Origin of the sequence: Brevibacterium sp. VCM10 (assembly GCF_000583215.1) — a bacterium.
GTDB lineage: Bacteria > Actinomycetota > Actinomycetes > Actinomycetales > Brevibacteriaceae > Brevibacterium > Brevibacterium linens.
In genome coordinates this window covers 37247-63972 of sequence record NZ_JAJB01000042.1, presented here as the reverse complement: position 1 = coordinate 63972, position 26726 = coordinate 37247, and the positions used below count along the sequence as shown (strand labels likewise).

The window sequence follows — 26726 nt, the reverse complement described above, 5'->3', positions numbered from 1 at the left end:
GGATCACCGGCACCGAGGTGGCCACCGTCGTCGCCGGCCGCACCGACGCCGGCGTCCACGCCCGCCGCCAAGTCGTCCACATCGATCTGGGCGATGCGGCGATCGAGAAGCTCATCGGCCAGTCGAATCGATCCGCCGAGGTGGCCCTGCTTTCGCGTCTGCGTGGAGTCCTCGCCGCCGGTGAGTTCCACGACATCGTCGTCCACGCCGTGACCGAGGTGTCCGAGGACTTCGACGCTCGGTTCTCCGCGCTGTGGCGGTCCTATCGGTACCGATTGGCCGACCACCGGTCCTTCATCGACCCGCTGCTGACTCCGGTGACGCCACGCCACAAGGGCGAGCTCGACGCCGAAGCCATGGCCGAGGCCGCGAGCGAGGTCCAGGGACTCCACGATTTCCTGCCGTTCTGCAAACCCCGCGAGGGAGCGACGACGATCCGCACGCTCCATGAGCTGCGAGTCGAGCGTGACCAGGACGCTGTGATCACCATCGATCTGCGCGCCGACGCCTTCTGCCACCACATGGTCCGAGCCCTGGTCGGCGGGCTCATCAAGGTCGGTTCGGGCAGCTGGGACGTCACCCGCCCCGCCGAGCTCATCGCCGAGGCGGACGCCGGGCTGACCCCGGATGTGCCAATGTTCGTCACGCCTGCCGAAGGGCTCGTCCTCACCGAGGTCGGCTACCCGGCACCCGAGGACTACGCGGCTCGGAACGCCCAGACGATGGCCCGCCGCGACCACGAATAGGCCGGGGGTTCGGCGGGTGCGTCGGCCGATGCATCAAGACGCCTTCTATCGCGCAATTCTCGATTATGTGAGAATTCCTCTTTCCAGGTGTGAGAATCCTGTGTAGATTCACATGTAAGTAACTTTCAGTTCGCATTGGCACTGCAGGATGGAATCCGTCTTCATCCCCACCAGCACGGTTGATGTGCGCTTCACTGAACGATCGAAGGAACCGAATACATGTCGAAACTTGTGACCAAAGTGCTGGGTGCCGGCGCTGCAGTGTCGATGCTGACCCTGCCCGGCCTCTCACCGGCCGTTGCGGCCCCCTCTCTGGGCAACGGAAACTCCGCCGCAGACAGCGTCACGACGCCGAGCGAATCGGCGCCCGCTGACCCCGAGCAGTCGTCGAACGAATCATCCACCGGCGGCAAGTCCGAGACGGCGGAGGATGCCGCCGGCGATGAGCAGGACTCCGGCAGCGCTGCGCAGTCGGCGCCCGAGGGCACCGCGGTCCAGCTGCTCAACATCACCGACTTCCACGGACGCATCTCCGAGGCAGGCACTCAAGTCGCCTCGGTGGTCGAAGACGAGCGCGCGAAGTTCGGCACCGGCGGCGACAATGCGGGCACCGCGCTGCTGTCGACCGGTGACAACATCGGCGCCTCGACCTACACTTCCTCGTCGCAGAACGACACCCCCACCCTCGATGTCCTGGGCGCCATGGGACTCGACGCTTCGGCTGTCGGCAACCACGAATTCGACAAAGGCATCGATGACCTGACAGGCCGCGTGAGCGACGAAGCCGATTTCCCGTACTCGGCAGCCAACGTCTACGACAAGGGAACCCAGAACGTCGTCGACGGTCTCGACGAGTACTCCATCGTCGACGTGGCGGGGGTCAAGATCGCCGTCATCGGCGTCGTCACCAAGGACACGACCTCGCTCGTCTCCCCGGACGGCATCGCCGATCTCGATTTCGGCGATCCCACGGACGCAGTCAACCGCGTCGCTGACGATCTCGAGAGCCTGCCCGAGGACGAACAGCCGGATATGACGGTTGTGGAGGCCCACCTCGGTGCGTCATCGACCGAGAGCCTCGAGGAAGCGAAAGCGTCGAACGCCGAGTTCAAGAAGCTCGTCACGGAGGCCGATGCCTCGGTCGACGCCATGTTCACCGGTCACACCCACATGCCGTATGCCTTCGAAGCCCCTGTGCCCGGCGAACCCGACCGGACTCGTCCCGTCATCGAGGCCGGCAGCTACGGCGAATACGTCGGGCAGGTGACCATGAGGGTCGATGGGAACAGCAACTGGCAGGCCAGCGGCATCGACCTCATCGACACCGAGGACAAGAGCTATGACTCCGAGGTCGTCGACAAGGTCGCCGGCATCATCAGTGACGCAGAGGAGAAGGCCAAGGAACTCGGTTCCGAGGTCACCGGAACGATCAGCGAGGACATCACTCGAGCGACCAAGGACGGCGAAGAAGACCGCGGTGCCGAGTCCACGCTGGGCAACCTCGTTGCCGATGCGCTCAAGGAAGGTGTCGAGGAGACCCAGCTGGAAGAAGCTGACTTCGGTGTCACGAACGCTGGCGGACTGCGCACCGACCTGCTCTGCGACCAGATCTACAACAATGAGGACAAGTGCGAAGTCACTGTCGCCGAACTCAACGGAGTGCTTCCCTTCGCCAACGACCACGGCGTTGTGACGTTGAAGGGTGAGGACGTCATCGGCGTGTTCGAGGAACAGTGGCAGCCCGACGATGCGTCGCGCCCGTTCCTCCACCTGGGCGTCTCCGATGACGTCGACGTCGTCTACGACAGCGACGCGGACAAGGGCGAGCACGTGAAGTCCGTCAAGGTCGATGGCGAGGAGATCGATCCGAACAAGGACTACCGGGTTGCGACGCTGAGCTTCCTCGCCGCTGGTGGTGACAACTACACCTCCTTCGCCAAGGGCGACTTCGAACAGTCGGGACTCACCGACTTCGAGACCTGGGAGAACTACTTCAACAAGCACCAGGCCGAGGGCGAGGACGTTGCCCCGGACAAGAACGAACGACAGGCCGACGCGGCCAAGGACGTCATCGACAATGGTGAGCTGACCGCCGAGTTGACCGGGCCTAAGGCCATCAAGCCGGGCGAGAGCGCCGAGTTCGTGCTCAAGACGGATGCGAAGTCCGAGGTCCCCGGTCCCGTCGACGTCACCGTCGACCTGCCGGATGGCTATACCGCCGAGGCGGCCGCACAGTCCAAGGCCCAGTCGGCTACCGCCGGCGTCACCAAGGGCAAGGCTCCCGAGGTCAGCGCCGAGGCGGCTGCCACGACGATCACGCTCGACTCGATTCCGGCGGGGGAGTCCGAGACTCCGGTGACCGTGACCGCGCCGACAGATGCGTCCGGCGAAGTGACCGTCACGGTCAGCGTGCAGGCGAACGCCGAGGGTCCGTGGTGGGATGACAACCCGCTGCCGCTGGCTCACGAGTTCGAAGCCACCGCTGCCGTCGGTGACGACGCGAACGCCTCGGCCGGCGACGACGGTTCGGCCGACGGTTCGGCCGACGGTGGCAATGCCGACGGCGGTGCCGCTGACGGCGGAGACAGCGCGGCCGGCGGCAACGCTGACGGCGGAGACAGCGCGGCCGATGGATCCGATAACGGTTCGTCGAATGCCGGTGGCGGAGCCGACGGTGCGAATGCGTCTGCCGACGGTGGTTCGGCCGATGGTTCCGGGGCCGACGCGAACGGTTCGAAGGACGGCGGCGACCTGCCGCGCACCGGCTTCGAGACCTTCAACATCGTCGCTGCGGCTCTGGCTCTCATCGTCGCAGGCGGCACAGCGGTCACGATCGTCCGCCGCCGCAAGCTCAGCCTCCAGAGCTGAGTCGGCTGCTCAGCACCACCTGACGCTCAGGCGAGACCATCGCCGAGACCGGCGGGGCCGGAGAGTTCATCTCTCCGGCCCCGCCGTCGTCGGCCCTGCCGTCGTCCGCAGACGCTTTTCGATCGGAGAGTCGTCTTCGCGGGGTATCCCTCACCGGTAGTGCCGCACCCGCGCGCTGCTTGCAAATAAGCGCCGCTGCACAGGGGCGTTGTGTCGCTGCGGGGGTGGTTTGCGAGGAAGTGCGGCTGCTGACGCTGCCGGTGCGTGATGCTCGCAGAGTCAGGAGTGCTGCGTTGCGTCACCGGAGGCGCCACCGGCTGCCGGGACCGGAGGCGGCACCGGCCGCCGGGACCGGTGGGCGGCCGGCGCGGAAAGTCTCGAGGTGAGTGAGCACCGGGACGAGGAAGAGGATGCCGACTGCCGGGACCACGATGCCCGAGTCGTTGATGAGGGTGCCGACGCCCAACAGGATCGCCAAGCTGATCATCGCAGCTCTCAACAGCGGAACCCGCCGGTAGGTGTCTTGGAGTCCCCGCAGCCGGAAACGCTGCGGATCCAGCGCCATCCAGAACACGCCGATGATGATGAGCGGGAGCACCAGAGTCATCCACGACTGGGTGAGGATGTCGATGTTCATCCCGATCTTGCGAGCCAGCACGCTGAGCGCCTGCCCGCTGATGATCGAATCGAAGAACCGGCCGAAGTGCGTGCGCTGATCGGCCGGTCGCAGCCAGTCGAGGAACAGCACGGTGAGCATGACGAAACCGGCGATGCCCACCGTCAGCCCCAGCCGTTTGAGTGAGAACCGGATGCTCGCCGCAGCCAGCACGAGGTAGGCCACCCCGATGATGAGTGTCGGCACGGACCCGAACTTCGTCCCCAACCCCGGAGCGGCCAAGATGACGCACGAGACGAGGACGGGCACAGTGACGATGAGAACACGGTGCAGCGGCTTCGACACCAGGGACGCGAAGCCTGCGACCGCCAGCAGCAGCGCACAGCAGTACAGCGCCAGCGCCGAGTTCCCGATCCCGTAGAACCGGGAGGCGATGAGCAGCGGCTCGCCCAGCAGTGTCGACATCTGCAGCTGGGACCCGGTGAGGACGTCGTAGGCGAGCACGGCGACGGTCACGGTGGACACGAAGAGCACCGGCCCGAACGTGTGCCGCCGCCAGGGGCCGAGCAGCGCCAGCACGCCGAGCAGCAGCGACCACCCCGCCAGAGCACCGAGCATCGCGATGTCCGGATTCGTCGCCCGCTCCCACGGCACGGTGTTGACCAGATACGTCGAGATCGGCATCGCCGCGAACACGACACCGAGGCGGTACGCCCCGGAATGGACGAGCTCCCGGTGGTTCTTGCGCATGAACCACGCCAATGCCAGCAGCCCGACCATGAGCGTGGCAACGACGGGGAAGAACCAGGTCGACAGATCGTTCTGCGTCTTCACCGCCACCTGGCGGTCGAGCACGGCCTGATAGCGCGAGTGCCAATCGGATCCGTGCGCTCCCGAGGTCATCGGTGCCCCGGCCGCATTGTCCATCTCCTCGGCCCCTGACAGAGCCACGAGCGTCGGTGCCAGGTCGGGCACCTGCACCAGCCCCGGCTGCCGCGTCGACGAGGAGGTGAGCAGCCCCGCCGGCGCTCCCGGTTCGACCATCATCGTCGCCTGCATCGACGAGCCTTCGTGCGTGCCGTCGGCGATCGAGGAGAACACCACGGGAACGGTTCCCTCGCCGAGGCGGTTCGGCCGATCCGCACTCATCCACCCCGTCGATTCGAGGATGTCCCCGACCTGTGCATCGAGATTCTTCAGAGAGTAGCCGTCGGCGGCGGTGTTGCCGAGATCGACGAGGGTGAGCTCACCGTCAGAGGCCGATTTCGCCACGTCCGTTCCCAGGTCGGGCCCAACGGGCGACCAGTTCTCGACATGGCCGGAAGGGGAGGCGGCAGCGATCGCGGCACCGTTGCCGAAGGCGCGGATATCGGGCACCGCCTCGGCCAGCGCCCCGAGGGACGCATCGTAGTTGTCACCGCGGGCCACCTGCGCGTAGACGTCCCAATCGGCGACCCAGCCGTCGAGCGGCGAGGCCGGTACGCGGCACTGATCGCGGGGTTCGTCGGCGGCTCGCCGTCCCGATCCGAGCCCCAGCCAGCCGTCGACCGGGCAGCTCGTCGAGCGCACGCTGCGCGGGGTGATCGTCCCGATCTGCCCGCCCTTCATCAGCACCCACAGGTGCGGTGTGGTGCGCGGGTCGAGGTCCTCGAAGCGGAACCCGGAGACGTTGATCGACACGACCCCGGACTTCGCGGAGGGGGCCCCTCCCTCACCCTCGCCCGAAGCCGGGCCCGCGGCCGGGGCTGCCTGCCCGGCGTGGGGCAGACCGAGGACGAGCAGCGCGATGGCGAGCATCGCGAGGAGAACTCGGGTGGCCGGGGAGGTCACGGGGGCGCTCATCGGTGGGCCTCCTCGTCGTGTTCAGCACTGAGCGCCAGCAGGAAGGGCAGCAGAACCATGGCCCCGGTCGAGGGCACGGCGACCCCGGAATCGGTGAGCACGAGCCCGACGCCGAGCCCGGTGGCGGCGGCGAGGAATCCATAGTGCAGGTCGGAATCGGCGAAGAGCTGGGGGAGCCGACCCCGCCACTTGTTGACCAGGCGCCCGGTGCGGCTGCCCGCGTGAACGCGGGGGAAGTGGAGGAGGTAGCGGAGGAAGATGAGGATCGCGATGACCGCGAGCGGGGTGACAATCGCCAGGGCCGGGTTGATCTGGATGATGTGGAGGTTCGCGCCGAGCTTGCGGCCGATCACCTGCAGGGCCTCACCGGTGACGATCTGGTCGAAGAACGTGCCGAAGTGTGAGCGTGCCCCGGCCGGGCGCAGCCAGTCGAGGAAGGCGATGCCGATGAGGATCGCCAGCGAAGACAGACCGATGAGGGCGAGGCGCAGCAGAGTCAGTCGGATCTTCGTCAGCAGCGCCACCAGGACCATGAGGCCGGCGAGGATGGCGATCGTGCCGCCGAACTTCGCACCCCAGGACGGGTTCCCGGAGACGAACACGGCTGCCAGACCGATGACGATCGGCACGACGATCACGGCTTTTCGCCGGCCGCGCGCCCGCAGCCACGACACCACGACACCTAAGAAGATGAAGAGGCTGACGATGAAGATCGCCGCACCCTGATTGCCGAGCCCGTAGTAGCGGCCGCCGACGATCGGGTTGTAGCCGAGCAGCGAGTTCGCCTGCAGATGGGACCCGGTGGCCAGGTCGGCAGCGAGGATGAGCAGGTTCGCCCCGGCCAGAGCGCCGACCCGTCCCCGCCAGGTCCGCCCCCACGGTGGGATGAGGGCGAGGACGAACAGGACGGCAGCCGTGCCGACGACCGAGAGGAACAGGCCGAGTCCGGGATCGGCCGTCCGCGACCAGGGTACGAGCCCGGCGAGGAACGCCCCCATCGGCAGCGACGCGACGGCCAGGGACACCCAGCCGAGGAAGCGGTGGACGTGGGCAGCTCGGGTGGCGCCGCCTCGGCGACCGAGGATGGAGCGGTTGAGCAGAATCGCACACGCGATGAAGAGGACGTAGAAGATGATGTCGAGGGTGATGGAGAACGTCGAGAGATTCTGGTGGATCGTCGTCGACTTCTGCGCCTCGGCGACGAGATCGTCGATGCGCTGCTGCGGATCATCATCGGTGGGGGTGGAATCGAAGCCGACGGCGCGCGGGGAATCGACGTCGAGGACATCGAGGATGCCGGGTGCCAGATCCGTGATCTGCAGCAGCCCCGGGGTGCGGGTCGTCGCCGAGGACAGGGACCCGGGTTCGAAGCCCGGGCCCGCGGCGATGAACGCCCGCAGCTGCGGCAGACCGGAACTGTCACCGAGGCCGGCGACGATGATCGTCGGATCCGCGGCCCCGTCCTTCGCGTTCTCCCGCATTTCCTGCAGACGCACGCCGAGGCGGCGGTCGGCTTCGGCGACGCGGGCCTCCCGATCGAAATCCGGCGGAACCGTATAGGAGTAGTTCGGGATCGGGTCGAACAGCCAGGAGCGGATGCCGATCGCACCGAGGTCGACGACGCCGAGGCGGCAGTCCGTGGCGGTCGCATCCTCCGTGAAGTTCGTCACCACCCCGTCGTCGTCCGCGGTGGCATAGGCTGCGCCGGGACCTTCGGCGGCGACGCAGGGTTCGAGCAGGGAGTGCGCATCGGTTGCGGTGGTGCCGGCGGGCACGGCTTCACCGGCGTCGATGACGGTGCGCGCGAGCATCCCGTAGTCGACGGTGTAGCCGGAACCGATGTTGGGCTCCGTGACCGCGTCGAAGCCCTCGATCCGCGCGGTCGTCGCTCCCGCAGCGGATTCGTCGGCATGAGCTTCATCACTGTCGTCGGCGTCCTTCGCCGAGGCGGCCCCGTCCTCGGCGTCCACGGAACTGTCCGTGGTGGGGGCGATCATCGTCGGGCATCTGGCCGAGTCATCGGCGTCGGCATCCTCGGCGGCGGGGGAGGGGCCGGCCTGCGCGCGGGCGCCCGCGCCGAAGGACAGCCAACCCGATGCCGGGCAGGTGGCCGCGCCGATCGTGCGCACGTTGAGATTCGCGGCCGCACCCTCGGAGAGGAGGCGGTAGAGGTTCGGGGTGCGCTCGCGATCGATATCATCGATGGTCAGACCCGGAATGCCGAAGACGACCGTCTGCCCGGCCGGGGGTCTGCTGGTGTCGGTGGACTGCGCGGAGGATGCGCTGACGTTGGCAGCCGAATCCTCGGTCGATGCCGTGCTGTCCGTTGATGCCGAGCCGTCGGTTGATGCCGACGCGGAGGCGGAGCCGAGTCCGAGGCCTGCCGTCAGGAGCCCGAACAGCAGACCCAGCATCAGGATTCTCAATGCGGGAAGTCGGAAGAGCAGGCTGGAATGAGTCGGCACAGATCAATACTATCGGCTCAGGTTTCGAGCAGCCCTGAGACCGCTCTGGGCGTTTGCTCCCCGGGCCTGCGGCCATGTATATTTGATTGTCGTTGTGTGTGCTTGTCGCACTCCCTTACATAGCCTCATGCGTTGCAGGCCCGTAGGTGAGGGGAATGCGTCGATAGGTTCACCCGATTGAAGACAACCAGCGCTTGAGACCCATTGGACTCACGACCCGATGAGGACCCGGCGCTGCACTGAACACAGATACGAAAAGAAGGCTACTTTTGCGTACGTATACAGCTAAGCCCGGTGACGTTGAGCACCAGTGGCACGTCATTGACGCCACTGACCAGGTGCTCGGTCGCCTTGCTTCGCAGGTTGCACGGCTCCTGCGCGGCAAGCACAAGACCACGTTCACTCCGAACTCGGACACCGGTGACTTCGTCATCATCATCAACGCCGACAAGGTCGCGCTGACAGGTGCGAAGCTCGAGAAGAAGCGCGCTTACCGCCACTCCGGTTACCCGGGCGGTCTCAAGAGCGTGAACTATGCCGAGCTCCTCGCCACCCACCCCGAGCGTGCAGTCGAGAAGGCTGTCGCCGGTATGGTCCCGAAGACTCGTCTCGGACGTGCCCAGATGCAGAAGCTGAAGGTCTATGCAGGTGCCGAGCACCCGCACGCCGCTCAGAATCCGCAGCCGTACGAACTCAGCCAGGTCGCGCAGTAAGCGCCTGAGCTCTAGACATCCCGAGGAGAACCGTGGCTGATACCACCAACGCGACAGAAACTGTCGAAGAAGAGATCACCGAATACACTTCCGAGACTCCCGCATCCGCTGGCCTGGGCGAAAGCACCGCCGGTGGACGTGGACAGTCCCTGACCGCTCCCGGCAACGGAGTCGGCCGCCGCAAGCAGGCAATTGCTCGCGTGCGCCTCGTCCCCGGCACCGGTGAGTGGACCATCAACGGACGTACTCTCGAAGAGTACTTCCCGAACAAGCTGCACCAGCAGCTCGTCAACGAGCCCTTCACCCTGCTCGACCTGGGCGGACGCTTCGACGTCATCGTCCGGATCTCCGGCGGTGGACCCTCCGGCCAGGCCGGCGCCGTCCGCCTCGGCGTGGCCCGTTCGCTCAACCAGATCGACGCGGAGTCCAACCGCGCCGAGCTGAAGAAGGCCGGATACCTCAGCCGCGATGCTCGCGTTCCTGAGCGCAAGAAGGCCGGTCTCAAGAAGGCCCGCAAGGCACCTCAGTTCTCGAAGCGCTGATCTCGCTGGCGAACCGACTGCGGCTGGTCTGCCACTGAGTCGCAGTCATCGACAGTTCAGCATCATGAACATGAGAATGCGGTCCCGAACCTGGTTCGGGGCCGCATTTCTCATATCCGGACTCATCTCACACGGTCACTGACGTGGCCGCAGGTGCACTCGGCCGCCTCGGCGAAGGTGCCGATATCACGGCCGACACCCCGCGGATCGACTAAGATCGACTCCGACATTGACGAAAGGATCCCCACCATGTCTCGACTCTTCGGCACCGATGGAGTGCGCGGACTGGCCAATCGCGACATCTCGGCCAAACTCGCGCTCCAGCTCTCGGTCGCAGGTTCGCGCGTGCTCAGCCGCGGCTGGACGGGCGAGAAGCGCCCCTTCGCCGTGGTCGGACGTGACACTCGCGTGTCCGGCGAATTCCTCTCCGCCGCACTGAGCGCCGGCATCGCCTCGACGGGAGTCGACGTCCTCGACGCGGGCATGCTGCCGACGCCGGGCATCGCCCAGGTCGTCAAGGACACCGGTGCCGCCTTCGGCGTCGTCATCTCCGCCTCCCACAACCCCATGCCCGACAACGGCATCAAATTCTTCGCCGCAGGAGGAACGAAGCTCGACGACGCCGTCGAAGACGAGATCCTCGCCATCTTCGACCAGGACTGGGATCGTCCGACCGGCGCGGACGTCGGTCGGATCGCCCGCTACCCGGCCGCTGCCGACGAGTACACCGAACACCTTGTGCGCTGTGTCGACGCCGACAATGTGCGCCCGCTGTCGGGACTCAAGGTCGTCGTCGACTGCGCTCACGGTGCGGCCTCCATCGTCGGACCCGCCGCACTGCGTCAGGCCGGCGCCGAAGTCATCGTCTCCGCCGCCGAACCCGACGGCTTCAACATCAACGACGGTGTCGGTTCGACCCACCTCGAACCGCTGCAGCGCCTCGTCGTCGAGACCCAGTCCGATCTGGGCGTGGCCTTCGACGGTGACGCCGACCGCTGCCTGGCCGTGGACTCGCTGGGCCGAGTCGTCAACGGCGACCAGGTCATGGGCATCCTCGCGATCGGGCTCAAGGAGCTCGGTGAGCTGCGCGGCAACACCCTGGTCACCACCGTCATGTCGAACCTGGGCCTGACGCAGGCGATGGACAAGTACGGCATCAGCACCGTGCAGACGGCTGTCGGCGATCGCTACGTGCTCGAACGGATGCTCGCCGACGGGTATGCACTCGGCGGGGAACAGTCCGGACACGTGCTCATGCTCGATCACGGCACCACCGGCGACGGTGTGCAGACGGCACTGCACCTGATGAAGCGGATGGCCGATGCCAAGCGCACCCTGGCCGACCTCGCCGCGGAGATCCCGCAGCTGCCGCAGGCGCTCGTCAACGTCAAGGGCGTGGACAAGAACAACGTCGATCACCCGCAGGTCGCCGCCGCGGTGGCCGCCGTCGAAGCCGAACTCGCCGATACCGGTCGCGTGCTGCTGCGTGCCTCGGGCACCGAGCCGCTCATCCGCGTCATGGTCGAAGCTGCCACCGAGGATGCCGCCGCCGCCCAGGCCGAGCGCCTGGCCGCATCGGTCAAGGAGCACCTCGCGCTGTAGAGCGGTCGTGCCGCCGGCTGCGGCAGTGCCTTGCGGGGCGTCCTCAGCTCGAGGCGAACTGGGTGGCGTAGAGCTCGGCGTAGCGACCGCCGCGGCCGACCAGCTGCTCGTGGGTGCCGGATTCGACGATGCGACCGGCCTCGACGACGAGGATCGTGTCGGCCTGCCGGATCGTCGAGAGGCGGTGGGCGATGACCAGAGCAGTCCGCCCGTGCATCGCCTGGGCCAGGGCCCGTTGGATCGCGGCCTCATTCGTCGAGTCCAACGCCGAGGTGGCCTCGTCGAGCACGACGATCTCCGGGGAGGCCAACAGCATCCGGGCGATCGTCAGCCGCTGACGTTCGCCCCCGGAGAGCCGGTACCCGCGCTCACCGACGACCGTGTCCAGTCCATCGGGCAGAGCATCGATGACACCACGCAGCTGCGCCCGGTCGATGGCATCGAGCATCTGCTCCTCGGTGGCGTCGGGATTGACCAGCGCCAGATTGGCCCGGATCGATTCGTGGAAGACATGACCGTCCTGGGTGACGACGCCGACGGCCTCGCGCAGGTCGGCGAACGACAGGTCGCGGACATCGACTTCGCCGATGGTGATCGTCCCGCCCGTGACGTCGTAGAGCCGCGGCAGCAGCGAAGCGATCGTCGACTTGCCCGCACCTGAGGATCCGACGAGAGCGACGGTGTGCCCGGCGGGAATGGTGAAGCTCAGGTCGTGGAGAACCTCATCGCCGCCGCGGGTGTCGAGCACGGAGACGTCCTCGAGGCTGGCCAAGCTGACCTGCGAGGCGCTGGGGTAGGCGAAGTCGACGTGATCGAATGTCACATCCAGTCCACCGGCGGGCAGAGCCTTCGGCTGCGAGGGTTCCTTGAAATAGGGCACGAGATCGAGGATCTCGAATACGCGTTGGAAGGACACGACTGCGCTCTGGATGTCCAGACGTGCGTTGGCGAGCATCGTCAGCGGTGTGTAGAGCCGGGTGAGCAGCAGTGCCAGGGTCACGACCTGACCGGCGTTGAGGTTGCCGACGACCGCCTGCACACCGCCGACACCGTAGACGAGGGCCAGCGCCAGTGCAGAGACGAGAGTCAGGGACGAGACGAACGTCGACTGCAGCATTGCGACCTTGACGCCGATATCGCGGACCTGACCGGCGCGGTCGGCGAACTCCTCGTTCTCCTGCCGGGGATTGCCGAAGAGCTTGACCAGGGTGGCCCCGGCGGCGGAGAACCGTTCGGTCATGCGCGTCGACATATCGGCGGAGTTGTTCGCCGCTTCGAACTGCAGGTGCGCGAGCTTTCCGCTGAGCATGCGGGTGGGGATGATGAACAGCGGCAGCAGCAGGATCGACAGCACGGTCACCTGCCAGGAGATCGTGACCATGACTCCGACCGTCAACGCCAGGGAGACGAAGTTCGACACGATGCCAGACAGGGTGTTCGAAAATGCCCGCTGCGCACCGATGACATCCGTGTTGAGTCGGGAGACCAGGGCTCCGGTGCGGGTGCGATTGAAGAACGCGATCGGCATCGACTGGACGTGATCGTAGACGGCCGTGCGCAGATCGAAGATGAGTCCCTCGCCGATCCGTGAGGACAGGTACCGGTTCGTGATCGAGATGGCCGCATCGGCGATAGCCAACCCGCCGATGGCCACGGCCAGCCACACGACCGTGGACACGGGACCGCCGCCGGTGATGGCGTTGACGACGTCACCGGCGAGCACCGGATTGAGGACGCCGATGCCGGCGGTGAGCACGGACAGCAACAGAAAGACGATGAGTTTGCGCTTGTGGCGAGTCGCATACCCGCCGATCCGCTTGTAGATGCCCGGTTGGATGCGCGTCTCGGGGGTCTTCTTGCTCTTGACCGAGGAGTACATGAGGTGATGTGCGGACGGCACACTCATAGTGGGTCCCTTTCTGCTGCCGAAACGACCGAGCATGCACGGGGACTCCCGTGACGGCGCGGGGATCGCCCGCCTCCGGTCGCCGCCGCAGGCAGGTGGCCTGCTGACGGTGAGTAGTTCAGTGCACCTGGTGCAACCGCCGGAGGGGTGAAACTATTTCCTCACCGCCCGGCGACTCCAGTCACAGAGCTCCGTCCAGCAACGACTCCAGTCAAAGAGCCCCGCCCGGCAGCCCTGCTCACAGCTTCCGCAGCTGCACCTTCCGGATGGTGTGGTCCGAGGACTTGTGGAGCACGAGATCGGCGCGGCCGCGGCTGGGTTGGACGTTCTCGCGCAGGTTCGGGAAGTTGATGGAGTCCCAGATCTCCGTGGCCAGGGTGATCGCTTCGTCATCGTCGAGCTGCGAGTAGCGGTGGAAGTAGGAGTCCTCGTCCTGGAACGCGCCGTGCTTGAGTTTGAGGAACCGCGAGATGTACCACTGCCGGATATCGCGGGAGCGCGCATCGACGTAGACGGAGAAGTCGAAGTAGTCGCTGATGGCCAAGCCCACGGTTCCGTCCTGACGGGGGCGGGCGGGTTGGAGGACGTTGAGGCCTTCGACGATGAGGACATCGGGGGAGCGCACGACCACCTCGGCGCCGGGAACGATGTCGTAGGTGTGGTGCGAGTACACGGGAGCGCGGACCTCGGGGGCCCCGGACTTTACGGCGGAGATGAACTTGAGCAGCTTGCGCCGGTCGTACGATTCGGGGAATCCCTTCCGCCCGTTGAGGCGGCGACGGTCGAGTTCGGCATTGGGGTAGAGGAATCCGTCGGTGGTGATGAGCTCGACGCGCGGAGTGTCGGGCCAGCGGGCGAGCAGTTCGCGCAGCACACGTGCCGTCGTCGACTTGCCCACGGCCACGGAGCCGGCGACGCCGATGACGAAGGGCGTGCGTTTGGCGTCCTGCGGTTCCAGCCCGCGTTCGTGCAGCGGAGAGAAGAACTCCCTGGTCAGGTCGTGTTTCGCTCGACGTGCGGAGACGTAGAGATTGAGCAGACGGGACAGGGGCAGGTAGACCTGAGCCACCTCGTCGAGGTTGATCCGATCGCCGAGCCCGCGCAGCCGTTCGATGTCGCGCTGCTTCAGCGGCAGGGGAGTGGCCTGGGCGAGCGTGCCCCACACCTCCCGGTCGAATTCCCAGAACGGGGACGTCGTGTCCGGTTCGCTGCGCCGGGCGGTATTGAGTCCGGCGAGCTTGCGCGCACGGTCCAATTGAGGGTCGACATGGCTCATTCCCCCATTGTGTCACGCGTCATGTTCTGCCCCCGCGCCGGGTCGGGCGATGCCCTCACCCTCACCGAGACGGTCCCACCGTGCCCGCGTGCACCCCGGATCGGGCCCATGTGCGCGTGCACCGTGCCCGCGCGCGCCGCGAATCGCACCCGTGTGCGCGTGCGGTTGGTCACGTTGACCCGATCGTGACTCGCCGAAATATACGAGAACGGGCGGGAGTGCGTAAAATCTCCCTCATGTGTGGAATCGTTGGCTATGTATCCAAGGCCCCCGTTGACAATGCCGATCACACGGCGCTCGATGTCGTGCTCGGCGGCCTGAAGAGGCTCGAATACCGCGGCTACGACTCGGCCGGTGTCGCGCTCGTGACCGAAGACGGTCAGCTCGCCTCGGCGAAGAAGGCCGGAAAGTTCTCCGCCCTGACCGAGGAGATCGAGGCCAACCCGCTGCCTGCGGCGCAGACCGGAATCGGCCACACCCGCTGGGCCACCCACGGTGGGCCCACCGACGTCAACGCCCACCCGCACCTGGCCGACGGCGGGAAGCTCGCGCTCATCCACAACGGGATCATCGAGAACTTCGCCCACCTGAAGAAGGACCTCGTCGCCGAGGGCGTCGAATTCCTCTCCGAGACCGACACCGAGGTGGCCGCCGCCCAGTTGGCGAAGAACTACCGGGAGACCGGCGACCTCACCGCCGCGATGCGCAGGACCGCGACCGAACTCGAGGGCGCGTTCACCCTGCTCGCCGTCCACGCCGACGCTCCCGGCCGGGTCGTCGCCGCCCGCCGGAACTCGCCGCTGGTCATCGGCCTCGGCGAGGGGGAGAACTTCCTCGGCTCCGACGTCGCCGCGTTCATCGACTACACCCGCACAGCCGTTGAGATCGGCCAGGACGAAGTCGTCACCATCACCCCGGAGACGGTCACGATCACGGACACCGACGGCAACCCCGTCGAAGGTGAGCAGTTCGAGGTCGACTGGGACACCGCCTCGGCGGAGAAGGGCGGCTTCGCGTCGTTCATGGACAAGGAGATCCACGATCAGCCGCAGGCCGTGGCCGACACCCTGCTCGGCCGCCTCGACACCGAGGGTCGCCTGACGCTCGACGAGATGCACATCGACGAGAACGTGCTCAAGTCCGTCGACAAGATCGTCGTCATCGCCTGCGGCACCGCCGCGTACGCCGGTCAGGTCGCGAAGTACGCGATCGAGCACTGGTGCCGCATCCCCACCGAGGTGGAGCTCGCCCACGAATTCCGCTACCGGGATCCGGTGGTCACGGAGAAGACGCTCGTCGTGGCGATCTCGCAGTCCGGGGAGACCATGGACACGATCATGGCCGTCCGCCACGCCCGTCAGCAGGGCGCGAAGGTCATCGCGATCTGCAATACCTTCGGCTCGACGATTCCGCGCGAATCCGATGCCGCGCTCTACACCCACGCCGGCCCGGAGATCGCCGTGGCTTCGACGAAGGCCTTCCTGTCGCAGGTCGTCGCCTGCTATCTGCTCGGCCTCTACCTCGCCCAGCTGCGGGGCAATAAGTTCCGCGATGAGATCGCATCCATCCTCGCCGAGCTGCAGTCCATCCCGGAGAAGATCCAGCACATCCTCGACGAGACGAAGTCGCAGGTCCTGGCGCTGGCCGACCGCAATCAGGACGTCGATTCCGTGCTGTTCCTCGGTCGTCACGTCGGCTACCCGGTGGCGATGGAGGGCGCGCTCAAACTCAAGGAGCTCGCGTACATCCACGCGGAGGGCTTCGCCGCCGGCGAGCTCAAGCACGGACCGATCGCACTCATCGACGACGGTCAGCTCGTCATCATCGTCGTCCCCTCCAAGCGGGGCCGCGATTCGCTGCATGCGAAGGTCATCTCGAACATCCAGGAAGTCCGCGCCCGCGGTGCGAACACCGTCGTCATCGCCGAGGAGGGCGACGAAGAGGTCGATCAGTTCGCCTCCGAGGTCATCTTCGTGCCCGAGACGACGACGCTCATGGCTCCGCTGCTGACGACCGTTCCGCTGCAGATCTTCGCGATGGAGCTGGCCACGGCCAAGGGCCTCGACGTCGACCAGCCGCGCAACCTCGCGAAGTCGGTCACGGTCGAATGATCCGCCTCGGTGCCGGGCACGACAAGGGTCGGTCCGGCATCTGAGTCGGTGGGGTATCTGAGGAGGTTCGAGTATGGCGATTCTGGGCATCGGCACGGACATCGCCGACGTGCCGCGTTTCGCCGAGCACATCGAACGCGTGCCCGAACTTCTTGATCGCCTGCTCACCCCCGGTGAACAGCTCAAACGCAACGGCAAACGTCGGACCGATGCCTCCCTGGCTGCGCGGTTCTCCGCCAAGGAGGCGCTGAAGAAGGCGATCGGCTTCCCTGGATGGCTGCCGTGGCAGTCCGCCGAGGTGGTCCCCGCCAGATCCGGTGCGCCGAGTTTCCGTCTGCGCGGGCTCGTCCTCGAGCATTTTCGTGCCATCGGGGGCACGAACATCCACCTGTCGATCACCCACGATGCGCACCTGACGATGACGTTCGTCATCGCCGAGGGCGACGGGCCGTCGCTGAGTCCCGACATCGAGGGGATCGCCGAGCACTTCACCCACTCGATGTACGGGAAGGGATCGCGCCTGGGGGAGCGGCCGGAGCAGTAGTTGTTTCGGGGCGCAAGTCAGTGAGCAGGGTCGACATCCCGGCTGCGGTGGCAGCCGGTGGTAATAGACTCAAGGCATGAGCTCACTTCCCAACGCCGCCACCTCCGTCCACCTGCCCACCGCCGATGACGCGAATGACATCGCGCCCGGCCTGGTCACCCTGCGCCGGGCGCTGCACGAGAACGTCGAGGTCGGACTCGACCTGCCGGTGACGCAGAAGCTCGTCCTCGACGCCATCGAAGGTCTCGACGTCGAGGTCACAACGGGGGAGGGGCTGTCGTCGATCGTTGTCGTTCTGCGCGGCGGTGCCCGCAAGGAGGACTCGTCCGGGGTTGTGCCCGCCGTCCTCCTGCGCGGGGACATGGACGGACTGCCCGTCACCGAGGCGACCGGATTCGACTTCGCGGCCACCTCGGGGAGGATGCACGCCTGCGGCCACGATCTGCACACCGCCGGGCTCGTCGGTGCGCTCAAACTCCTCCACCGCGACCGCGACTGCCTGCCCGGCGACGTCGTGTTCATGTTCCAGCCTGGTGAAGAGGGCTTCGACGGTGCCGGAAAGATGATCGACGAAGGAGTCCTCGACGCCGCGGGTCCCCGCGTCAAGGCCGCCTTCGGCATCCACGTCTCCGCCGACGCCGACCTCGGGGTCGCCAGCTCCCGTCCGGGTTCGTATATGGCGGCGTTTTCGAAGATGACGATCACCGTGAACGGCAAGGGCACGCACGCCTCCCGCCCGGCCACCGGCAAGGACCCCATCCAGGTCGGCGCGATGCTCGTGGGCCAGCTGCAGGAATACGTCACCCGCCGCTTCGACATCTTCGACCCGCTCGTGATCACCGTCGGCCAGTTCAACGGCGGCACCGCCCCCAACGTGGTCCCCGACTTCGCGACCTTGGTCGTCAGTGTGCGCACCTTCTCCGAGTCAGTGACGTCCCGCGCCGAGGCGGAGCTGCCTCAGCTCGTCCGTGACCTCGTCGCCGCCCACGGCCAGTCGGCCGACGTCGAGTACGAGCAGATCCTGCCGCCGACGATCAACGACGATGCCGAAGCCGAATTCTTCCTGGCGACCTTCACCGACCTCTTCGGTGAGGAGAGGACCGTGCGCAAGGCGAATCCGCTGCCCGGGTCCGAGGACCTCTCCCGGGTGCTCGACGCCGTGCCCGGAGCCTATGGGCACTTGGGAGTCGCGCTGCCGAACCTGCCGGTCGAAGAACGCGAAGCCAATCATTCCCCGCGCGCCCGACACAGCGACGACGGACTGGCCGATCAGGCACTGTTCCTCGCGCATCTGGCCGGGCGCCGGTTGGCGCAGTTGGCCGAGAGCTGAAGCGATCGACCCTGGCACCGGTGCGTGAGAAGGCATACGGTGCAGGGATGAGCCCTGTGCAGGGCGACAACGAAGCAGGACCCGCGTCGTGAAGAGGAGCAGTCGATGAGTGTGTTCGCCTACCCGAGCGAGACCATCAGGGAGGCCGAGGTGCCTCTCCTCGAAGCTGGTGTCCCGCTCATGGCCCGAGCCGCCCGGGCGCTGGCGAACAGTGCGGCCGCCATGCTGAAGGCCGACCATGGGCAGGTCGCCGGCACCAGGGTGTGCGTGCTGGCCGGGCCGGGCAACAACGCCGGGGACGCGCTCTTCGCCGCGGCGACTCTGGGCAGGCGCGGTGCCGCCGTCACCATCATCACTCTCTTCGATCGCACTCACGGAGAGGGGCTCACTGCCGCGCGCCGTGCCGGGGCTCAGGTCATCGCGTTCACATCGGCCGAGGCCGCCCGCGCCGATGCTCTGCGCGAACTCTCCCGCGCCGATCTCGTCCTCGACGGCATCCTCGGCACCGGCGGGCGACGCGGACTGCCCGACCATATCGGCTCACTCATCGCCGACTGGGCCCCGCACCGCACCGGCCGCCTCATCGCCGTCGACATCCCCTCCGACCTCGACCCGAACCACACCGGGGCCGAGAAACGACTCCACGCCGACCGCACTGTGACCTTCGGCGGACTCAAGACCGAACTCATCGATCCGCGCGTAGACGAGTTCACCGGCACCATCGACGTCATCGACATCGGACTCGGCCTCGACCCCGGACGGGCCACCGCGGAGCTGCTCGATTCCGACGATCTCATCACCGGATTCCCTCGTCCCGATGCTACCGGGCACAAATACTCCCGCGGTGTCACCGGGGTCCTCGCCGGATCCGAGGACTACCCGGGTGCTGGAGTGCTCACCACCACCTCGGCGGTGAACACCGGAGCGGGCATGGTCCGCTATCTCGGCTCGCCGCTCGTGGCCGAATACGTCCTCGGACTCCACCCCGAGGTCGTCAGCGCCTCCGGCCGCATCGACGCCGTGGTCCTCGGCCCGGGCGACCCCGAGACCGAATTCGTCGACAACGTCGCCGAGGCACTGACCGGCAACCGCACCCCGGTCATCGTCGACGCCGGCGGCCTCGACATGATCGCCCGGGCCGAATCGATGGCCGGCACCTGGCTGGCCGACCGACCGCTCATCATCACCCCGCACGCCGCCGAGCTGGCGCGGCTGCTCAGCCGCCTCCTCGGCGAGATCATCACCGCGGGTCGGATCGGGGCGAACCCAATGTGGTGGGCACAGCGGGCCGCGGAGCTGACGGGTGCGATCGTCCTGCTCAAGGGCCATCACACGGTCATCGCCGCTCCCGACGGACACCTCGTCCTGCCGGCGCCCGGGCCGGGCAGCCTGGCCACGGCGGGCTCCGGGGACGTGCTCGCCGGGATCCTCGGCACGCTCGCCGCGATCACCGCCGCCCACAGTCGCTACGACAGCGACGACCGGATGCATCCGCCCCGGGAGTGGGCTCGCCTGGCCGGACTCGCAGTGCTTTTGCACAACGAGGCCGGCCGGCGCGCGGTGACCGCGTCCGGGTTCGCCGATGCCCTCGCCGAGGTGGTCGGCGAACTCATCCACGGCACCGACGCTGTGGGATCGGCCTCGTCCGGCCCCGGCAGCAGATCCCGATACTGCTGACGGGCGAGGGTCGGCGGTAGTCTTATCCAGTGACATCTTTCGACATCCCCGAGGCTCTCGTGCGGGCCGAGATCGACGAGGCGGCCCTGCGCGACAACGCCGCCGTCCTTGCCGATCGCCTCTCACCGGCCCGCCTCAAATGCGTCGTCAAGGCAAACGCCTACGGCCACGGCATCGACCTCATCGCACCCGCCCTCTTCTCGGCCGGATGGTGCGAGTTCTGCGTGGCCACGATCCCCGAAGCCCTTCGTCTGCGCAGCCTGCTCGGCCCCGAAGCGCAGATCCTCGCCTGGCTCTACGGACCCACCACCGACCTCGACGAAGCGGTGCGCGCCGACATCGAACTGGGCATTTCGACGGTCGGGGCTCTCGATCGACTCGCCGAGGCGGCTCGCCGCACCGGCGTCACCGCCCGAGCCCATCTGAAGATCGACACCGGTCTCGGCCGCAACGGTCTGTCCCCGGAGGCCCTCGTCCGCGCCTTCGACTGGCTGCGCCGCCACGCCGACGACAGCCGCACTGATGACGCCGAAGCCCGCGCCGCCGCTGCCGATATCCGCGTCGTCGGGATCATGAGCCACTTCGCGGTCGCCGACGAACCCGAACGCCCCGAGACCGCAGCGCAGAGCGCGGTCTTCTCCTCCGCCCACGGGCAGCTGCGGGCAGTGCTCGACGCCGCGGACGGCCGCCTCGGCGAATCGGACGACCTGGATGTGCACATCGCGAACTCACCGGGTGCGCTCACCCTGGGACCGTGCCCGGGCACCTCGGCGCGGGTGGGGCTCGCCCTCTACGGTCTGTCCCCGCTCGACGACGGCGATCCGACGGTTCTCGGACTGCGACCGGTCATGCGGCTGGTCTCCACCGTCATCAATCTCAAGGACATTCCCGCGGGTCACGGTGCTTCCTACGGGCTGACGTTCACCGCTGCGACCGACACCCGGTTCGCGCTCGTGCCCGGTGGGTACGGGGACGGACTGCCGCGGGCGGCATCCAACCGCGCCGAGGTGGCCATCCGGGGTCGCCGCTATCCCGTCGTCGGGCGCATCGCCATGGATCAGATGATCATCGACATCGGCGCCGGCAACGATGAGGTGGCCATCGGCGACGAGGTCGTCATCTTCGGTCCCGGTGGGCCGAGCGCGGCCGAATGGGGGACCTGGGCGAACACGATCAACTACGAGATCGTCACCCAGCTCAGCGCCCGCGTCGACCGGGTCGCCCGGAAGGGAGACGGATGATGAGGGTCCATCTCGAATCCCTGGAGCAGATGCGTACGTTCGCTGCGGCCCTGGCCGAGCACCTGCGCGCCGGTGACCTGCTCATCCTCACGGGCAACCTCGGTGCGGGGAAGACGACGTTCACGCAGTCGCTGGGCAAGACCCTCGATGTGGCCGGGCGGATCACCTCGCCGACGTTCGTCATCGCACGCGAACATCCGTCGCGGACGGGCGGCCCCGCCCTCGTCCACGTCGACGCGTACCGGTTGGCCGACGGGGAGGAGCTCGAGGACCTCGACCTCGACTCCGAGCTGGACGAGTCGATCACGGTCGTCGAATGGGGTGCCGGGATGGCCGAGCAGCTCAGCAGCGATCATCTCGACATCACCATCACCCCGGTATGGGACGAGATCGCCGAGGGCGGGAATGCCGACGGTGAGCCGGTCGGCGCGAATGACGTGGACGAACCCGAGGATGAGCCCGAGGACGAACGGCGCACCGTCGACCTCACCGGTCGCGGAGCTGCCTGGGCCGAGCGGATGCCCGCGGTTGAGGCCGCTGTCTCAGCGCTGGCAGGCGTGAGAGTCGACGACCTGAGCCCTGCAGATCTGCCTGCCGAGGACTTCGCGAATGAGGGAGACGAATCATGATCATTCTGGCCATCGACACCTCGCAGTCGGCCTCCGTGGCGCTGGTGGACACGGACACCGGTTCGATCATCGCTGCCGAACACGCCGATGACCAGCGGCGGCATGTCGAGTTCATCGGTCCCGCGCTCGCCAGTGTGCTCGCCGAGGATTCCCGACCCGAACTCGTCGTCGTCGGCATCGGTCCTGGTCCCTTCACCGGTCTGCGGGTCGGCATCGCCGCCGGAATCGCCGTCGGTCAGGCACGCGGGATCCCCGTCAAGGGACTGCTGTCCCAAGCCGCGATCGCTGAAGAGTTCGTGCGCAGCGCCGCTGACCGGGCGACGCCTGCATCTCAGGTCGCATCGCCCGCGGCGAACGAATCCGGCCGTCCCGTCCTCATCGCCTCCGACGCCCGCCGCAAAGAGGTCTATTTCAGCGTCTACGACTCCACCGATGCCACGCTGAGCGCCGGACCTTTTGTGGCGAAACCGGCCGAGGTCGCCTCGGTCCTCGCCGACGACGGCGTTCGGCTCGAGACGATCGAGGAGAGGCTCGGCCGTGGGTTCCTCCTCTATCCCGACATTCTCGGAGAGCCGAGCGTCGAGTCGATCACCGATCCCCGTGCCGAATATCTTGCCCTCGCCGCGGCACGGGAACTCACCGCCGGCCGAGAACTGCGCGAACCGATTCCCGAATACCTGCGCGAAGCCGATGCGAAGGCAACCCCGGTGCGGGAGAGCTCACTGAGATGACGTCCACGACCATCGCTGAGCTTCCCTGGTGGGACCTCGCCGAGGTGGCCGACCACGATGCGGCGATCTTCGGCCCGACCGCGTGGACGCTCGGCTACTACTGGTCGGTGAAGGCACAGAACGGCACGATCATGCTCGCCGCCAGAACCGCCTCGGCGGACGATTCGGATGCGGACTCCACAGCCTCAGGCGAGGACGCCACCGCCTCGGCGGGGGAGCTGGCCGGATGGATCGTCATGTCAGGGGCCGGTGCGGAAGCCGATGTGATGACGATCGCGACTACCGAGGCGGCACGCGGCCAGGGCATCGGCCGAGCCCTGCTGCAGGCAGGAATCGACTGGGCGAAGGACCGCGGGGCCGAGGTCGTCCACCTCGAAGTCGACGAACGCAACACCGCGGCGCTGGAGATGTACGCAGCCTTCGGATTCGAGGAATGGGGACGGCGCCCGGACTACTATCCGGGAGCCGCGGGAATCCTCATGCGTCTGCGGATCCGAACCTAGGCCACCGCAGCCGCGCGGTGGCCGGTCGCCTCGGTGAGGCCGACCATGAACACGGTGTGCTCGGCATCAATGCACAGCGATGCCGTGGCCTGACCCGAGTCCTGGGTGATGATCCGGTCCCGAAGTCGTGGAGGTCGAACGGGTAGTCTGGAGGGTATGACACGTGTGCAATTGGCAGATACCGATCTCTTCGTCCACCCTCTTCAGTTGGGCGGCAACCCCTTCGGCTGGGGTGCGGATCGGGATCAGAGCTTCGCTGTCCTCGATGCCTATGCCGAGGCCGGTGGAAATTTCATCGACACCGCGGATGCGTATTCGGCCTGGGTCGAGGGGAACTCGGGCGGAGAGTCCGAGACCATCATCGGCGAATGGATGAAGGCGCGCGGGAACCGCGACGACATGGTCATCGCCACCAAGGTCGGCATGCACCCGAAGGGCCGGGGCCTCGACCCGGCGAACATCCGCAACTGCGTCGACGACTCGCTGCGCCGACTCGGCACCGACCACATCGACGTCTACTACGCACACAGGGACGATGACGACGTCGACCAGGTCGCCGTCGCCGAGACCTTCGACGCGCTCGTCCGTTCCGGCAAGGTCAGCTACCTCGGAGCATCGAACTTCAGCCTCGAACGTCTGCAGAAGGCCCGGAAGATCTCGACGAAGTTCTCGCTTGCCTGCTATCGGGTCGTCCAGGACCGGTTCAACCTCGTCTCCCGTGCCGCCGTCGATCCGCAGAAGCAGGCGTACCTGCGCGCTGAGGGCATCGCTGAACTGCCGTTCCACTCGCTGGCGTCGGGGTTCCTCACCGGCAAACACACCGGCGGAGACGCCACCGGCAGCGTCCGCGGTGACCGTGTGGCCGATTTCGTCGACGACCAGAAAGCCCTCGGCGCCCTCGAAGCACTTCATGATGTCGCCGCCGACCACGGAGCGTCGATGACGGCCACGGCCATCGCCTGGCAGCTCACTCACGATTTCATCCCCTCGACGATCGCCTCGGCACGCGTGCCCGAACAGCTCACCGAGCTGCTCGCCGGCACGGAGATGCAGCTGAGTGCGGATGAGAAAGCCACCCTCGACGGAGCCTGGGTCGAAGCATGAGCGAGCCCAGCCCCCGCCTGGTCACCTGGGAAAACGGCACCGACCTCGTCATCGAGCTGCTCCTGGCCCGCGACGTCGAAACGGTGTGGAACGCACTGACCGATGCCGAGACCGCAGGAACATGGTTCGCGCCGTTCCGCCTCGGCGAGGAGACGGCAGATACGGGCGACGATGGCGATGGGCCAGCTTCCCGGCCGCTGACCTTCGAGCTCGACGACGCCGACCTGGACGGCTTCGTCCTCAGCTGCGACGACTACGACCACGTCCTGCTTGAACTCGAAGCCTTCGGGGTCCTCGGCATCCGGCTCCTGCCGGTCGAAGGAGATTCGGGTGACGAGAGCCTGCTGGTGTTCACCCACTCCGCCGCCGATGTCGAATCTGCCCGAGGCCAGGCAGCCGATTTCGGCCCCATGTGGGACACGCACCTGCGCCTGTTCGCCCGCACCCTCGGCATCGACATCGCCGAGGCGACCGAACCCGAACTCGTCGCCGCCTATTCCGATCTCTCGCTCGAGGCTGCGGATACCGGGGACGGCACGGATTCGGCCGGCGCTGACGAGGACGAAGCATGAGCGAACCACTCGTCCTCGGCATCGAATCCTCCTGCGACGAGACCGGGGTCGGCATCGTCCGCGGCCGCACACTGCTGACGAACACCGTGTCCTCGTCGATGGACGAACATGTCCGCTTCGGCGGAGTCGTGCCCGAAGTCGCCTCCCGCGCCCATGTGCAGGCCATCGGCCCGGCCATCGCCTCGGCATGTGAGGCCGCCGAGGTGGAGCTGTCCGACATCGACGCCATCGCCGTCACCGCCGGGCCGGGTCTCTCCGGTGCACTCATGGTCGGGGTCGGCGCGGCCAAAGGCCTTGCCGCCGCTCTGGGCAGACCTCTCTACGGCGTGAACCATCTGGCCGCGCACGTGGCCGTCGATCTCGTCGCCGAGGATGTCGGCGGGCTGACCACGCCGACCATCGCCCTGCTCGTCTCGGGCGGTCACACCGAGATTCTGCGCATCGGAGACGTCGTCGACGACATCGAACTCCTCGGCGCCACGATCGACGATGCCGCAGGCGAGGCCTTCGACAAGACCGCGCGTCTGCTGGGGCTGAACTATCCCGGCGGCCCGAACATCTCGAAGGCGGCCCTCGGTCTGCTCGACGGCACCGGAGTCCCCGGCGACCGGAAGGCAGTGAAGTTCCCGCGCGGACTGGCGAAGAAACAGGACCTTCGGGACCCCGAGCGTCGGTATAACTTCTCGTTCTCCGGGCTCAAGACCGCGGCCCTGCGTGAGGTGACGAAGGCCGAGACTCTGGGCGCGGACCTGCGGGTGGCCGATATCGCCGCCGGGTTCGAAGATGCTGTCGTCGACGTGCTCGTGACCAAGACTCTGCTGGCGGCGGCCGACACCGGCATCAACCATGTCGTGCTCGGGGGAGGAGTGGCCGCGAACTCGCACCTGCGTGAGGTGCTCGCGGCTCGCTGCGCCGAGGCGGGCGTGACTCTGCGGGTGCCGCCCTTGACACTGTGCACGGACAATGGAGCCATGGTCGCAGCCCTCGGCGCGGAGCTCGTCTCCCGCGGAATCGGGCCGAGCGACCTGTCCTTCGCCGCAGTCTCCTCTTTGGATGTCGATCATGTCCTCGTCTGAGAACGAAGAGACTCGAGCCGGCAACGAGGCTGCCAGCAGCGCTGCGCACGATACAGCGACCGACGCCGCCGAACGCAACGCACAGGCGGCGAAGTCCACACATCTGCCTGACGGTCGGCCGCCTCGGCGATCCGGTGATGGGTGGACGTACGGGTCCGATGGGAAGAAGCATTGGGGGCTCAACGGGGCCGCGGGGCTCATGCTCGTCGATCCCGAGCGCGGGGTGCTCATGCAGCACCGGGCGCTGTGGTCGGTCGAGGGCGGGACCTGGGGCTTCCCCGGCGGCGCCCGCGATATGGGCGAGTCGGCCATCGACGCCGCGGTCCGGGAGTCGTGGGAAGAAGCCGGGGTGCCCGACCAGGACGGATCGGGTATCGAGATCCTCGAGACGCATGTCCTCGACCTCGGCACCTGGAGCTACACCACGGTGATCGCGAAAACCCTGCGCCGCTTCGACGCCGTCATCAACGACCCCGAGAGCATCCAGCTGTCGTGGGTGCCGGTGGACGAGCTCGAGGATTTTGAACTGCACCCGGGAGTCGCCTCCGCACTGCCGACGCTGTGGGAGCTGCTCCGCCCGCACCTGTGAGTGGGCGCCCGCCTGCCTGCTGCCGCCTGCTTGCTGCCGAGAA

Annotated in this window: 21 protein-coding genes; 17 read left to right on the top strand and 4 right to left on the bottom strand. The window is 67.1% G+C overall.

Annotation, left to right across the window (positions count from 1 at the left end):
* Positions 1-746: tRNA pseudouridine synthase A (locus tag AD89_RS0112990; protein ID WP_025779553.1), on the top strand; the 746-nt coding region annotated here is incomplete at its 5' end.
* A gap of 219 nt (positions 747-965) precedes the next feature.
* On the top strand, positions 966-3614 hold the full coding sequence (locus AD89_RS0112985) for a bifunctional metallophosphatase/5'-nucleotidase (RefSeq protein WP_025779552.1): 2649 nt from the start codon (positions 966-968) through the stop codon (positions 3612-3614).
* A 298-nt stretch (positions 3615-3912) separates the two neighbouring features.
* Here the strand turns inward: AD89_RS0112985 and AD89_RS0112980 are convergent, their stop codons facing one another.
* Both AD89_RS0112980 and AD89_RS0112975 read right to left on the bottom strand, forming a co-directional pair.
* Positions 3913-6072 carry a hypothetical protein gene (locus tag AD89_RS0112980; RefSeq protein ID WP_025779551.1) on the bottom strand — a complete coding sequence of 720 codons (2160 nt, stop codon included), beginning with the start codon at positions 6070-6072 and terminating at the stop codon, positions 3913-3915.
* The gene (locus tag AD89_RS0112975; protein WP_155807442.1) at positions 6069-8537 is read right to left on the bottom strand and encodes a hypothetical protein; all 2469 of its coding nucleotides are present in this window, start codon (positions 8535-8537) and stop codon (positions 6069-6071) included. The genes AD89_RS0112980 and AD89_RS0112975 overlap by 4 nt, the downstream gene beginning before the upstream one ends.
* A 269-nt stretch (positions 8538-8806) precedes the next feature.
* On the opposite strand from AD89_RS0112975, the gene rplM reads away from it, so the two are divergent.
* The 3 genes from rplM to glmM all read left to right on the top strand — a co-directional run bounded on the left by rplM (position 8807) and on the right by glmM (position 11394).
* On the top strand, positions 8807-9250 hold the full coding sequence (rplM, locus tag AD89_RS0112970; protein WP_025779547.1) for a 50S ribosomal protein L13: 444 nt from the start codon (positions 8807-8809) through the stop codon (positions 9248-9250).
* 32 nt (positions 9251-9282) lie between these two features.
* Positions 9283-9792 (top strand): 30S ribosomal protein S9, encoded by a 510-nt coding sequence (gene rpsI / locus AD89_RS0112965; protein WP_025779545.1) that lies wholly within the window; start codon positions 9283-9285, stop codon positions 9790-9792.
* A 249-nt stretch (positions 9793-10041) separates the two neighbouring features.
* Positions 10042-11394, top strand: a complete 1353-nt coding sequence (gene glmM, locus AD89_RS0112955; protein WP_025779543.1) for a phosphoglucosamine mutase — start codon at positions 10042-10044, stop codon at positions 11392-11394.
* Positions 11395-11437: 43 nt separating this feature from the next.
* Here the strand turns inward: glmM and AD89_RS0112950 are convergent, their stop codons facing one another.
* Positions 11438-13300, bottom strand: coding sequence for an ABC transporter ATP-binding protein (locus tag AD89_RS0112950; protein WP_025779541.1), 1863 nt, complete (start codon positions 13298-13300; stop codon positions 11438-11440).
* Positions 13301-13538: 238 nt separating this feature from the next.
* Positions 13539-14576 (bottom strand): type I pantothenate kinase, encoded by a 1038-nt coding sequence (gene coaA, locus AD89_RS0112945; protein WP_025779539.1) that lies wholly within the window; start codon positions 14574-14576, stop codon positions 13539-13541.
* 236 nt (positions 14577-14812) lie between these two features.
* Here coaA and glmS point away from each other — a divergent pair, with 236 nt between their 5' ends.
* The 12 genes from glmS (at position 14813) to AD89_RS18645 (ending at position 26683) form a co-directional block, all read left to right on the top strand.
* Complete coding sequence (gene glmS / locus AD89_RS0112940) at positions 14813-16687, top strand: glutamine--fructose-6-phosphate transaminase (isomerizing) (RefSeq protein ID WP_025779537.1); 1875 nt, start codon at positions 14813-14815, stop codon at positions 16685-16687.
* A 73-nt stretch (positions 16688-16760) separates the two neighbouring features.
* On the top strand, positions 16761-17231 hold the full coding sequence (locus AD89_RS18655) for a holo-ACP synthase (RefSeq protein ID WP_025779535.1): 471 nt from the start codon (positions 16761-16763) through the stop codon (positions 17229-17231).
* A gap of 76 nt (positions 17232-17307) precedes the next feature.
* On the top strand, positions 17308-18561 hold the full coding sequence (locus AD89_RS0112930) for a M20 metallopeptidase family protein (protein WP_081770474.1): 1254 nt from the start codon (positions 17308-17310) through the stop codon (positions 18559-18561).
* A gap of 105 nt (positions 18562-18666) precedes the next feature.
* The gene (locus tag AD89_RS0112925) at positions 18667-20238 is read left to right on the top strand and encodes a bifunctional ADP-dependent NAD(P)H-hydrate dehydratase/NAD(P)H-hydrate epimerase (protein WP_025779533.1); all 1572 of its coding nucleotides are present in this window, start codon (positions 18667-18669) and stop codon (positions 20236-20238) included.
* A gap of 29 nt (positions 20239-20267) precedes the next feature.
* Positions 20268-21479, top strand: coding sequence for an alanine racemase (gene alr / locus AD89_RS0112920; RefSeq protein WP_025779531.1), 1212 nt, complete (start codon positions 20268-20270; stop codon positions 21477-21479).
* On the top strand, positions 21479-22108 hold the full coding sequence (gene tsaE, locus AD89_RS19350; protein WP_025779529.1) for a tRNA (adenosine(37)-N6)-threonylcarbamoyltransferase complex ATPase subunit type 1 TsaE: 630 nt from the start codon (positions 21479-21481) through the stop codon (positions 22106-22108). Before alr ends, tsaE begins: the two co-directional genes overlap by 1 nt.
* Positions 22105-22839 carry a tRNA (adenosine(37)-N6)-threonylcarbamoyltransferase complex dimerization subunit type 1 TsaB gene (gene tsaB, locus AD89_RS0112910; protein WP_025779527.1) on the top strand — a complete coding sequence of 245 codons (735 nt, stop codon included), beginning with the start codon at positions 22105-22107 and terminating at the stop codon, positions 22837-22839. The genes tsaE and tsaB overlap by 4 nt, the downstream gene beginning before the upstream one ends.
* Entirely contained in the window at positions 22836-23342 is a 507-nt protein-coding gene (locus AD89_RS0112905; RefSeq protein WP_025779525.1) for a GNAT family N-acetyltransferase, read from the top strand. Before tsaB ends, AD89_RS0112905 begins: the two co-directional genes overlap by 4 nt.
* A 156-nt stretch (positions 23343-23498) precedes the next feature.
* Complete coding sequence (locus tag AD89_RS0112900; protein ID WP_025779523.1) at positions 23499-24446, top strand: aldo/keto reductase; 948 nt, start codon at positions 23499-23501, stop codon at positions 24444-24446.
* Entirely contained in the window at positions 24443-25018 is a 576-nt protein-coding gene (locus tag AD89_RS0112895; protein ID WP_025779521.1) for a hypothetical protein, read from the top strand. Before AD89_RS0112900 ends, AD89_RS0112895 begins: the two co-directional genes overlap by 4 nt.
* On the top strand, positions 25015-26094 hold the full coding sequence (tsaD, locus tag AD89_RS0112890) for a tRNA (adenosine(37)-N6)-threonylcarbamoyltransferase complex transferase subunit TsaD (protein WP_025779520.1): 1080 nt from the start codon (positions 25015-25017) through the stop codon (positions 26092-26094). The genes AD89_RS0112895 and tsaD overlap by 4 nt, the downstream gene beginning before the upstream one ends.
* Positions 26081-26683, top strand: coding sequence for an NUDIX domain-containing protein (locus AD89_RS18645; protein WP_081770477.1), 603 nt, complete (start codon positions 26081-26083; stop codon positions 26681-26683). Before tsaD ends, AD89_RS18645 begins: the two co-directional genes overlap by 14 nt.
* Positions 26684-26726 lie beyond the last annotated feature (43 nt).

Bases quoted from the DNA above. Each gene is read 5' to 3' on its own strand.
- AD89_RS0112985 (WP_025779552.1), top strand. From the start codon at position 966: ATGTCGAAACTTGTGACCAAAGTGCTGGGTGCCGGCGCTGCAGTGTCG.
- AD89_RS0112980 (WP_025779551.1), bottom strand. From the start codon at position 6,072: ATGAGCGCCCCCGTGACCTCCCCGGCCACCCGAGTTCTCCTCGCGATG.
- glmM (WP_025779543.1), top strand. From the start codon at position 10,042: ATGTCTCGACTCTTCGGCACCGATGGAGTGCGCGGACTGGCCAATCGC.
- AD89_RS0112950 (WP_025779541.1), bottom strand. From the start codon at position 13,300: ATGAGTGTGCCGTCCGCACATCACCTCATGTACTCCTCGGTCAAGAGC.
- coaA (WP_025779539.1), bottom strand. From the start codon at position 14,576: ATGAGCCATGTCGACCCTCAATTGGACCGTGCGCGCAAGCTCGCCGGA.
- glmS (WP_025779537.1), top strand. From the start codon at position 14,813: ATGTGTGGAATCGTTGGCTATGTATCCAAGGCCCCCGTTGACAATGCC.
- AD89_RS18655 (WP_025779535.1), top strand. From the start codon at position 16,761: ATGGCGATTCTGGGCATCGGCACGGACATCGCCGACGTGCCGCGTTTC.
- AD89_RS0112930 (WP_081770474.1), top strand. From the start codon at position 17,308: ATGAGCTCACTTCCCAACGCCGCCACCTCCGTCCACCTGCCCACCGCC.
- AD89_RS0112925 (WP_025779533.1), top strand. From the start codon at position 18,667: ATGAGTGTGTTCGCCTACCCGAGCGAGACCATCAGGGAGGCCGAGGTG.
- tsaE (WP_025779529.1), top strand. From the start codon at position 21,479: ATGAGGGTCCATCTCGAATCCCTGGAGCAGATGCGTACGTTCGCTGCG.
- tsaB (WP_025779527.1), top strand. From the start codon at position 22,105: ATGATCATTCTGGCCATCGACACCTCGCAGTCGGCCTCCGTGGCGCTG.
- AD89_RS0112905 (WP_025779525.1), top strand. From the start codon at position 22,836: ATGACGTCCACGACCATCGCTGAGCTTCCCTGGTGGGACCTCGCCGAG.
- AD89_RS0112900 (WP_025779523.1), top strand. From the start codon at position 23,499: ATGACACGTGTGCAATTGGCAGATACCGATCTCTTCGTCCACCCTCTT.
- AD89_RS0112895 (WP_025779521.1), top strand. From the start codon at position 24,443: ATGAGCGAGCCCAGCCCCCGCCTGGTCACCTGGGAAAACGGCACCGAC.
- tsaD (WP_025779520.1), top strand. From the start codon at position 25,015: ATGAGCGAACCACTCGTCCTCGGCATCGAATCCTCCTGCGACGAGACC.
- AD89_RS18645 (WP_081770477.1), top strand. From the start codon at position 26,081: ATGTCCTCGTCTGAGAACGAAGAGACTCGAGCCGGCAACGAGGCTGCC.